The sequence below is a fragment of the Sphingomonas sp. CCH9-E2 genome (genome assembly GCF_001557215.1).
Lineage (GTDB): Bacteria > Pseudomonadota > Alphaproteobacteria > Sphingomonadales > Sphingomonadaceae > Sphingomonas.
Window position 1 is genome coordinate 21,605 of sequence record NZ_LSJM01000024.1, and the last position, 9,127, is coordinate 30,731.

The following is a 9,127-nucleotide window of genomic DNA, read 5'->3' on the forward strand; positions in this document are numbered from 1 at the left end:
TCACAGCCCCACCCGCTGGATCATCAGCCAGCCCGACACCGCGAACACGAAGAACAGGGACAGCGGCAGGAAGATCTTCCAGCCCAGGCGCATCAGCTGGTCATAGCGGTAGCGCGGGACGGTCGCCTTGATCCACGAGAAGATGAAGAAGAAGACGAGGATCTTGATGAACAGCCAGATGATGCCCGGAACGTCGAAGCCCGGGATCAGGTCGATGTTGAGCGGGGGCAGATAGCCACCCCAGAACAGCACCGCGTTGAGCGTGCACATCAGGATGACGTTGGCATATTCGCCCAGCCAGTAGAGCGCAAAGGCCATCGACGAATATTCGGTCTGATAGCCCGCGACCAGCTCGCTCTCCGCCTCGGTCAGGTCGAACGGCGCGCGCGCGGTTTCGGCGAGCGCGGAGATCAGGAACACCACCGCCATCGGGAACAGCAGCGGGTTGAAGCCGAAGCCGTTGAAGATGCCCAGCACATGCCCCTGCTGCGCATTGACGATACCCGACAGGTTGAACGTCCCCGCCCACAGCACCACCGCGATCAGCACGAAACCGATCGAGACTTCATAGCTGACCATCTGCGCCGCAGCGCGGATCGCCGAGTAGAAGGGATATTTGGAGTTCGACGCCCAGCCGGCGAGGATCACGCCATACACGCCCAGCGACGATGCCGCGAGGATGTAGAGCAGGCCGACATTGATGTTCGACAGCACCACGCCCGCCTGGAACGGGATCACCGCCCATACGATCAGCGCGACGGTGAAGGTGATGATCGGCGCGAGCAGGAACAGGCCCTTGTTCGCGCTCGACGGGATGATGGTTTCCTGAAGGAAGACCTTTAGCCCGTCCGCGAACGACTGAAGCAGGCCGAGCGGGCCGACGACGTTCGGACCACGGCGCAGCGCCATCGCCGCCCAGATCTTGCGATCGGCATAGATGATCATCGCGACCGCCAGCATCAGCGGCAGCGCGATCAGCAGGATGCCGAGAATCGTCGCGACGAACCACGCCCATTCGAAGGACATGCCGAGGGTGTTCTGGAAGAATGCGGTCATGCGGACTGCCCCGTCGCCCCGGCGAAGGCCGGGGCCGCTAGAAATTGAACTGCGCGCTTGCCGCGGGCGGCCCCGGCCTGCGCCGGGGCGACGAGACGAAGTGTGCTCATTCCGCCGCCTCCGCGAAATCCTGGCCGTGGATCAGTTCGGCCGAGCAGCGCTGCATCGTCGGCGATGCGCGGCAGATGGCGTTGGTCAGGTAGAAGTCGGCGATCGGATACGCGACCTCCCCATCCCCCTTGGCATCCAGCGCGGGCGGGTTCCAGTCGAAGCTGGCGAGCCCTTCGCTGCCGAGCGCCGGCACTTCGGCGGCCATCGCCGCGCGCAGTTCGCCGAAGCTGTCGAACGGCAGCGTCTTGCCCATCACCTCGGACAGCGCGCGCAGGATCGTCCAGTCCTCACGCGCGTCGCCGGGGGCCGAAACCGCCTTCTCGCTGCGCTGGACCCGGCCTTCCAGGTTCACATAGGTGCCGTGTTTTTCCGCATAGCTCGCGCCCGGCAGGATCACGTCCGCCGCATGCGCGCCCTTGTCGCCATGATGGCCGATATAGACGTTGAAGCTGTTGGCGAAGGCCGAGAAATCGACCTCGTCCGCGCCGAGGAAGAAGGTCAGCTTCGGCTCTGCCGCGACGATGTCGGCAATGCCGCCCTTCGACGCGAAACCGAGCATCAGACCGCCCATGCGGCTCGCCGCCATGTGCAGGACGTTGAAGCCGTTCCAGCCCTCACGCACCAGATCGAGCTTCTTCGCCAGCGCCAGCGCCGCGCCATGCCCGTTCTTGAGCGCCGCGCCGCCGACGATCACCATCGGGCGCGCGGCATCCTTGAACGCATCCGCCGCCGCCTGCGGCAACTTGCCGAGCAAGCCGAGGTCGTTGCCGAGCCAGGTGGTCTTGTAGGTCAGATCGACTTCCGGCCCGATCGCGAACACCTTGGCGCCGCGCTTGATCGCCTTGCGCACGCGGGTGTTCACCAGCGGCGCTTCCCAGCGCAGGTTCGTGCCGACGAGCAGGATCACGTCCGCCGTCTCGACGCCCGCGATGGTGGTGTTGAAATTCACCGCCGACAGCGACGACGTGTCATAGGCCATGCCGGTTTGACGCCCTTCGAGCAGGGTCGAGCCGAACGACTGGACCAGCTTCTTGGCGGCAAAGATCGTCTCGCAATCGAGCAGGTCGCCATGGATCGCGGCGACCTTGTCCCCCGCGCCCTTGGCCGCGACGGCGATGGCGGCGAACGCCTCGTCCCACGTCGCCTCGACCAGCTTGCCGTCCTTGCGGACATAGGGCTTGTCGAGCCGGCGGAAGCTGAGGCCGTCGACATGGTGGCGCGTCTTGTCGTGCGCCCATTCCTCGTTCACGTCTTCGTTGATGCGCGGCAGCACGCGCAGCACGCCGCGCCCACGGCTGTCGATGCGGATGTTGGTGCCGACCGCGTCCATCACGTCGATCGCCAGCGTCTTCTTGAGCTCCCACGGCCGCGCTTCGAACGCATAGGGCTTCGACGTCAGCGCGCCGACCGGGCACAGGTCGACGACATTGCCCGACAGTTCGGACGTCACCGCCTGTTCGAGATAGCTGGTGATCTGCATATTCTCGCCGCGATAGATCGCGCCGATTTCCTCAACGCCCGCAACCTCTTCGGCAAAGCGGACGCAGCGGGTGCACTGGATGCAGCGGGTCATCACCGTCTTGACGATGGGACCCATATATTTCTCGGTCACCGCGCGCTTGTTTTCGGTGTAGCGCGAATGGCCACGACCATAGGCGACCGACTGGTCCTGCAGATCGCACTCGCCGCCCTGATCGCAGATCGGGCAATCGAGCGGATGGTTGATCAGCAGGAACTCCATCACGCCTTCGCGCGCGGCCTTCACCATCGCGCTGTCGGTGCGGACGTCCTGATTATCAGCGGCGGGCAGCGCGCACGACGCCTGCGGCTTGGGCGGCCCGGGCTTCACCTCGACCAGGCACATGCGGCAATTGCCGGCGATGCTCAGCCGTTCATGATAGCAGAAACGCGGGATTTCCTTGCCCGCAGCCTCGCACGCCTGGAGCACGGTGGCGCCGGCGGGGACTTCGACTTCGATCCCGTCAACGGTTAGCTTGGGCATTATTCCGCCGCCTCTTGCATTGGCGAGAGTCCCCCGCCCTGCTTTTCGATGATCCGGCGCTCCATTTCGGGCCGGAAATGCTTGATCAGGCCCTGGATCGGCCATGCCGCCGCGTCGCCGAGCGCGCAGATGGTGTGGCCTTCGACCTGCTTGGTGACGTTGAACAGCGTGTCGATCTCGCTGATGTCGGCGTCGCCGGTGCGCATGCGCTCCATCACGCGCCACATCCAGCCGGTGCCTTCACGGCACGGGGTGCACTGGCCGCAGCTCTCATGCTTGTAGAAATAGCTGATGCGGCTGATCGCGGCGACGATGTCGGTGGACTTGTCCATCACGATCACCGCAGCCGTGCCAAGGCCCGAGCCAAGCGCGCGCAGGCCGTCGAAGTCCATCGGCGCGTCCATGATCTCCGCCGCCGGGACCAAAGGCACCGACGATCCGCCGGGGATCACGGCGAGCAGGTTGTCCCAGCCGCCGCGAATGCCGCCGCAATGCTTTTCGATTAGCTCGCGGAACGGGATCGACATGCTTTCCTCGACCACGCACGGCTTTTCGACGTGCCCGCTGATCTGGAACAGCTTGGTGCCCTTGTTATTCTCCCGGCCAAAGCTGGCGAACCATTCGGGGCTGCGGCGCAGGATCGTGGGCGCAACCGCGATCGATTCGACATTGTTGACCGTGGTCGGGCAGCCATAGAGGCCGGCACCCGCCGGGAAGGGTGGCTTGAGGCGCGGCTGGCCCTTCTTGCCCTCCAGGCTCTCGATCATCGCGGTTTCTTCGCCGCAGATGTACGCGCCCGCGCCGCGATGGCAGAAGACGTCGAAATCATAGCCCGAGCCGCAGGCATTCTTGCCAAGCAAGCCCTTGGCGTAGGCTTCCTCGATCGCCGCGAACAGCGTCTCGGCCTCACGGATATATTCGCCGCGGATGTAGATATAGGCCGCACGCGCGCGCATCGCGAAGCCCGCGACCAGCGCGCCTTCGAGCAGCAGATGCGGGTCGTGGCGGATGATCTCGCGATCCTTGCACGACCCCGGTTCGGATTCGTCGGCATTGATGACCAGGAAGCTGGGCCGTTCGGGCGTCGGGTTCTTGGGCATGAAGCTCCACTTCATGCCGGTCGGGAACCCCGCCCCGCCGCGCCCGCGCAGGCCCGACGCCTTGATCTTTTCGATGATCGTGTCGGGGCCGAGCTCGAGCAGCTTCTTGGTATTGTCCCACGCGCCGCGCTTGATCGCAGCGTCGAGGGTCCACGGCTGATAGCCGTAGAGATTGGTGAAAATCCGGTCCTTGTCCGCGAGCATGTTAACGCGGCCCCCCGATACGCTTGTTGTCCTTGACCGCGAGGTAGATCGCGACGCCAGCGCCGATGACGAGCAGCGGCACGAACAGCTTCGCGGCGAGCTTCAGCGCCCAGATCGCGACGACGATGCCACCGATGATGGCGAGGATCGTGAAGATCGTGTTCTTGCTCACCATTCGCTCCTGTAGTCGTGGTTGTCGGACACCATCGCGGTCAGGCTGGTCGGGCCGCCCAGCGGCTCGACGGTGTGGCGGCCGGGTTCCTGCGTTCCCGCCTTGGGGCTCTTGCCCTGCGCCAGCGCGTCGAGGATCGCGACGGTGCGGTCGTAGTTCAGATCCTCGAAATTATCGTCGTTGATCTGGACCATCGGCGCGGAGGCGCAATTGCCCATGCACTCGACCTCGGTCAGCGTGAACAGGCCGTCGGGCGTGGTCTTGCCCTTGGCCATGCCGCGGTTCTTGCACGCAGCGAACACCTCGTCCGATCCGCGCAGCCAGCACGGCGTCGTGCCGCACACCTGCACATGATATTTGCCGACCGGGTGCAGGTTGAACATCGTGTAGAAGGTCGCGACCTCCAGCACGCGGATCACCGCCATGTCGAGCTCGCGCGCGACGAATTCGATCACCGGGATCGGCAGCCACCCCTGCGTATCCGTCTCCGCCCCGACCTGACGCTGCGCCAGGTCGAGATAGGGGATGGTGCAGCTCATCTGCCGCCCCTCGGGATAGCGCGCACGGATGGTCGCGGCCTTGGCGGCATTCTCCGGCGTCCAGGCGAAATTGCCCCAACGTGCGCGGAGTTCCGGCGTGTCTTCGATTGCGTTTGCGTCAGCCATTAGCGGATGAACTCCACGCGGCTCACTCGGTCGCCGCTGAAGGTGTAGATGGACATGACCTCGAACTGCTCGCCATCGGGCGCGCGCGAGACCGTTTCGTGGAGCAGCACCGTCTCCCCCAGCTCATAGCTGGCGAGGATGTCGGCGCGGTTGTGCGGGAACTGGGCGAACATCGCCTTCAGCCCCGCGCGAACGCCTTCCTTGCCCTCACGCAGCACCGCGCCGCGATAGCCCGCTTCACAGGCATCGTCGGTCATCAGCGCGACATAGGCGTCGGCATCCTGCGCATTGTAATGCGCGATCATTGCGTGCGCGGTGGCGATGCGGGTGCTCACGGGGGCATCCTGGAGGGTCAGGGTGTCAGCCATTCACTTCACTCTTAATCGCATCGGCCGCGCCAAGAGCGTCGCGATTTCCATAGCCACTGAACCAACTGAAAAGCGCGATCACCCCGAAAATCAGGAAGGCGGCTCGCAGAGCCTCTGCGAGCATTTCAGGTAACGCGATCACGCCAAAACGATCAAGCAAGCTGGTGATCGCCAGCATGGCAACCAATGCGGCCGTGGCCCGAAACAAGCTCACCGGTCACACTCCCCGAACACGATATCCATCGCGCCCAGAATCGCGGTGATGTCCGCCAGCATGTGGCCGCGCGACATGAAGTCCATCGCCTGAAGATGGCTGAACGCGGTCGGGCGGATCTTGCAGCGATAGGGTTTGTTCGACCCGTCGCTGACCATGTAGATGCCGAACTCGCCCTTGGGGCTTTCGGTCGCGACGTACACTTCGCCGGCGGGGACGTGGAAGCCCTCGGTATAGAGTTTGAAGTGATGGATCAGCGCTTCCATCGACTGCTTCATCTCGGCGCGCTTGGGCGGCACCACCTTGCGGTCGAGCGACGCGATCGGGCCCGACGGCATCTCGTTCAGGCACTGCTTCATGATGCGCGCGGACTGGTAGACTTCCTCGACGCGGACCATGAAGCGGTCATAGCAGTCGCCGCGCGTGCCCACCGGAATCTCGAAATCCATGCGGTCATACACGTCATAGGGCTGCGACTTGCGCAGGTCCCACGGAATGCCGGCGGCGCGGATCATCGGGCCGGAAAAGCCCCATTTCACCGCGTCGTCGCGGTTGACGATCGCGATGTCGACATTGCGCTGCTTGAAGATGCGGTTTTCAGCAACCAGGCTGATCGCGTCACCGAACAGCTGCGGCAGGCGCGTGTCGAGCCAGTCGCCGATGTCGGTGAGCAGCTTGAGCGGCACGTCCTGATGCACGCCGCCGGGGCGCAGATAATTGTGGTGCATGCGCGCGCCGGACATGCGCTCAAAGAAGTTGAGGCAATCCTCGCGCAGTTCGAACATCCACAGGTTCGGCGTCATCGCGCCGACGTCCATGACGTGCGCGCCGAGGTTGAGCATGTGGTTGCAGATGCGGGTCAGCTCGGCGAAGAACACGCGCAGATATTGCGCACGCACCGGCACTTCGAGGTCGAGCAGCTTTTCCACCGCGAGCACGAAGCTGTGCTCCATCGCCAGCGGCGAGCAGTAATCGAGGCGATCCATGTACGGGAGCGCCTGGGTGTAGGTCTTGTACTCGATCAGCTTTTCGGTGCCGCGGTGGAGCAGGCCGACATGCGGGTCGATCCGCTCGATAATCTCGCCGTCCAGCTCGGTGACGAGGCGCAGCACGCCGTGCGCCGCCGGGTGCTGCGGGCCGAAGTTGATCGTGTAATTGGCGATTTCGGTATTGTCCGCAGTGGGGGCATCCGGAATCGCGCCGTGCATCAGCTGTTCGACGGTATCGGTCACTGGTTCTGCCCCTTGCCCTTGGTCGGAACCACGTCAGGGTCCTTGGGCTTCGACTTGCGCTTGTTGCCGGGATGCGGCTCGCCCGCGCCGGTCTGCGCGGTCGAGTCGGTGGTCTTGGCGGTTTTGGCGCGCGGCTTGACGGTCTTGGTCGCCTTGTCGTCAGCCTTCACAACCTCATCGGCCGTCGCAGGCGTCGGCGCGCCCTTTGCTTCCGCCACTGCTGGCGCGGCAGCCGGCGGCGGAGGTGGAGCTGGCGGCGATTTGCCCTGCGGCGTGTCGCCCGGGCCCGGCCCTGCGACCTTCTCGTCGCCCGGAAGCACGTACTGCGCGCCTTCCCACGGGCTCATGAAGTCGAAATTGCGGAAGTCCTGCGCCAGCTGCACCGGCTCATAGACCACACGCTTGTCGGCCTCGGAATAACGCAGCTCGACGAACCCGGAGAGCGGGAAGTCCTTGCGCTGCGGATGACCGCGGAAGCCATAGTCGGTCAGGATGCGGCGAAGGTCGCTATTCCCCTCGAACAGCACGCCGTACATGTCGTACACTTCGCGCTCGAGCCAGCCGGCGACCGGCCAGATCGACGTCACCGACGGCACCGGCCGAACCTCATCCGTCGTCACGCGGACGCGGACGCGGTGGTTGCGGGTGTAGCTGAGCAGCATGTAGCAGACATCGAACCGCTCGGCGCGCTCGGGATAATCCACCCCGGCGATTTCCATCAGCGCCTGATACTGCAGGCCCGGGCCGTCGCGCAGCGCGATCATCGCTTCGGGCAGACGCGCGCGATCGACGGTCAGATTGACCTCACCGACCAGATCGGTCGCGTCGATCAGCATATCGCCCAGCGCAGCCTGCGCCGCCGCGATCACGCCGTCATTGGCGGCATATTTGGGAGCCGGAGCCTTCACCGCGTCACCGTCCCGATCCGGCGGATCTTACGCTGAAGCTGCATCACGCCGTACAGCAGCGCCTCGGCAGTCGGAGGACAGCCGGGGACATAGATGTCCACCGGCACGATCCGGTCGCAGCCGCGCACGACGCTGTAGCTGTAATGGTAATAGCCGCCGCCATTGGCGCAGCTGCCCATCGAGATGACGTATTTCGGCTCGGACATCTGGTCGTACACGCGGCGCAGCGCCGGGGCCATCTTGTTGCACAAGGTACCCGCGACGATCATCACGTCCGACTGGCGCGGGGACGCGCGCGGGGCGGCACCGAACCGCTCCATGTCATAGCGCGGCATGTTGACGTGGATCATCTCGACCGCGCAGCAGGCGAGGCCGAATGTCATCCACCACAGCGAACCCGTGCGCGCCCACTGGAACAGCTCCTCGGTCGAGGTGACAAGGAAACCCTTGTCGTTCAGCTCGCCATTCAGGTCGTTGAAGAACGACTGGTCGGGCTGGATCACCGGGTTCGCGCCCATCGGCTGACCCTGGGCATTGAGGATCGGAGAGGTCGTATTCATCTGGCTCATTCCCAATCCAGCGCGCCGACCTTCCACGCATAGGCAAGGCCCAGCGCGAGTTCGGCGATGAAGATCATCATGCTGATCCACGCGGCCCAGCCCAGGTCGAACACCGTGACCGCCCAGGGGAACAGGAACGCCGCTTCCAGATCGAAGATGATGAAGAGGATCGCGACGAGGTAGAAGCGCACGTCGAACTGGCTGCGCGAATCCTCGAACGCGGGGAAGCCGCATTCATATTCGGTGAGCTTCTCGGGCGTCGGCTGATGCGCGCCGGTGAAGCGGGCCGCGATCATGGGCAGGAAGACAAAGGCGCTCGACAGCACCAGCGCCACGCCCAGGAAGAGCAGGATCGGCAGATATTCGATTAGGTCGACCAAGACGGCCCTCGCAATTGCGGAATCTTGGGGTCGCTTTAGGCCGATGGCAGGGGGGCATCAAGGGCGGAAACCGGTGAGAATCACTCGCAATACGCACGTTTCGGCAGCATGCGCCGACCGTCACTCCCCTCCCGCTTGCGGGAGGGGTCGGGGGA

11 protein-coding genes are annotated in these 9,127 nt (G+C 64.5%); all 11 read right to left on the bottom strand.

What is annotated here, in order from left to right:
• A complete protein-coding gene (nuoH, locus tag AX681_RS01200; RefSeq protein ID WP_066663194.1) occupies positions 1–1,056 on the bottom strand; it encodes an NADH-quinone oxidoreductase subunit NuoH in 1,056 nt (351 codons plus the stop codon).
• 106 nt (positions 1,057–1,162) lie between these two features.
• Positions 1,163–3,169 (bottom strand): NADH-quinone oxidoreductase subunit NuoG, encoded by a 2,007-nt coding sequence (nuoG, locus tag AX681_RS01205; RefSeq protein WP_066663191.1) that lies wholly within the window; start codon positions 3,167–3,169, stop codon positions 1,163–1,165.
• Positions 3,169–4,473, bottom strand: coding sequence for an NADH-quinone oxidoreductase subunit NuoF (nuoF, locus tag AX681_RS01210; protein ID WP_066663188.1), 1,305 nt, complete (start codon positions 4,471–4,473; stop codon positions 3,169–3,171). The genes nuoG and nuoF overlap by 1 nt, the downstream gene beginning before the upstream one ends.
• Before the next feature lies 1 nt (position 4,474).
• Positions 4,475–4,645, bottom strand: coding sequence for a hypothetical protein (locus AX681_RS21720; RefSeq protein ID WP_156442874.1), 171 nt, complete (start codon positions 4,643–4,645; stop codon positions 4,475–4,477).
• Positions 4,642–5,310 carry a complex I 24 kDa subunit family protein gene (locus AX681_RS01215; RefSeq protein ID WP_066663185.1) on the bottom strand — a complete coding sequence of 223 codons (669 nt, stop codon included), beginning with the start codon at positions 5,308–5,310 and terminating at the stop codon, positions 4,642–4,644. The genes AX681_RS21720 and AX681_RS01215 overlap by 4 nt, the downstream gene beginning before the upstream one ends.
• Positions 5,310–5,678, bottom strand: coding sequence for a nuclear transport factor 2 family protein (locus AX681_RS01220; RefSeq protein WP_197422016.1), 369 nt, complete (start codon positions 5,676–5,678; stop codon positions 5,310–5,312). The genes AX681_RS01215 and AX681_RS01220 overlap by 1 nt, the downstream gene beginning before the upstream one ends.
• Complete coding sequence (locus tag AX681_RS01225) at positions 5,671–5,892, bottom strand: hypothetical protein (RefSeq protein WP_156442873.1); 222 nt, start codon at positions 5,890–5,892, stop codon at positions 5,671–5,673. Before AX681_RS01225 ends, AX681_RS01220 begins: the two co-directional genes overlap by 8 nt.
• Positions 5,889–7,100 (bottom strand): NADH-quinone oxidoreductase subunit D, encoded by a 1,212-nt coding sequence (locus AX681_RS01230; RefSeq protein WP_156442875.1) that lies wholly within the window; start codon positions 7,098–7,100, stop codon positions 5,889–5,891. Before AX681_RS01230 ends, AX681_RS01225 begins: the two co-directional genes overlap by 4 nt.
• A 20-nt stretch (positions 7,101–7,120) precedes the next feature.
• A complete protein-coding gene (locus tag AX681_RS01235; RefSeq protein ID WP_066663176.1) occupies positions 7,121–8,032 on the bottom strand; it encodes an NADH-quinone oxidoreductase subunit C in 912 nt (303 codons plus the stop codon).
• Positions 8,029–8,550: a NuoB/complex I 20 kDa subunit family protein gene (locus tag AX681_RS01240; RefSeq protein ID WP_066663270.1), complete on the bottom strand. Its 522-nt coding sequence runs from the start codon at positions 8,548–8,550 to the stop codon at positions 8,029–8,031. Before AX681_RS01240 ends, AX681_RS01235 begins: the two co-directional genes overlap by 4 nt.
• Before the next feature lie 47 nt (positions 8,551–8,597).
• The gene (gene ndhC, locus AX681_RS01245) at positions 8,598–8,972 is read right to left on the bottom strand and encodes an NADH-quinone oxidoreductase subunit A (protein WP_066663173.1); all 375 of its coding nucleotides are present in this window, start codon (positions 8,970–8,972) and stop codon (positions 8,598–8,600) included.
• Between the last annotated feature and the right edge of the window lie 155 nt (positions 8,973–9,127).

What these genes read in the sequence shown, in the direction of transcription:
- nuoG (WP_066663191.1), bottom strand. Translation starts at nt 3,169, where the DNA reads ATGCCCAAGCTAACCGTTGACGGGATCGAAGTCGAAGTCCCCGCCGGC.
- nuoH (WP_066663194.1), bottom strand. Translation starts at nt 1,056, where the DNA reads ATGACCGCATTCTTCCAGAACACCCTCGGCATGTCCTTCGAATGGGCG.
- AX681_RS01215 (WP_066663185.1), bottom strand. Translation starts at nt 5,310, where the DNA reads ATGGCTGACGCAAACGCAATCGAAGACACGCCGGAACTCCGCGCACGT.
- AX681_RS01230 (WP_156442875.1), bottom strand. Translation starts at nt 7,100, where the DNA reads ATGCACGGCGCGATTCCGGATGCCCCCACTGCGGACAATACCGAAATC.
- AX681_RS01240 (WP_066663270.1), bottom strand. Translation starts at nt 8,550, where the DNA reads ATGGGCGCGAACCCGGTGATCCAGCCCGACCAGTCGTTCTTCAACGAC.
- AX681_RS01220 (WP_197422016.1), bottom strand. Translation starts at nt 5,678, where the DNA reads ATGGCTGACACCCTGACCCTCCAGGATGCCCCCGTGAGCACCCGCATC.
- nuoF (WP_066663188.1), bottom strand. Translation starts at nt 4,473, where the DNA reads ATGCTCGCGGACAAGGACCGGATTTTCACCAATCTCTACGGCTATCAG.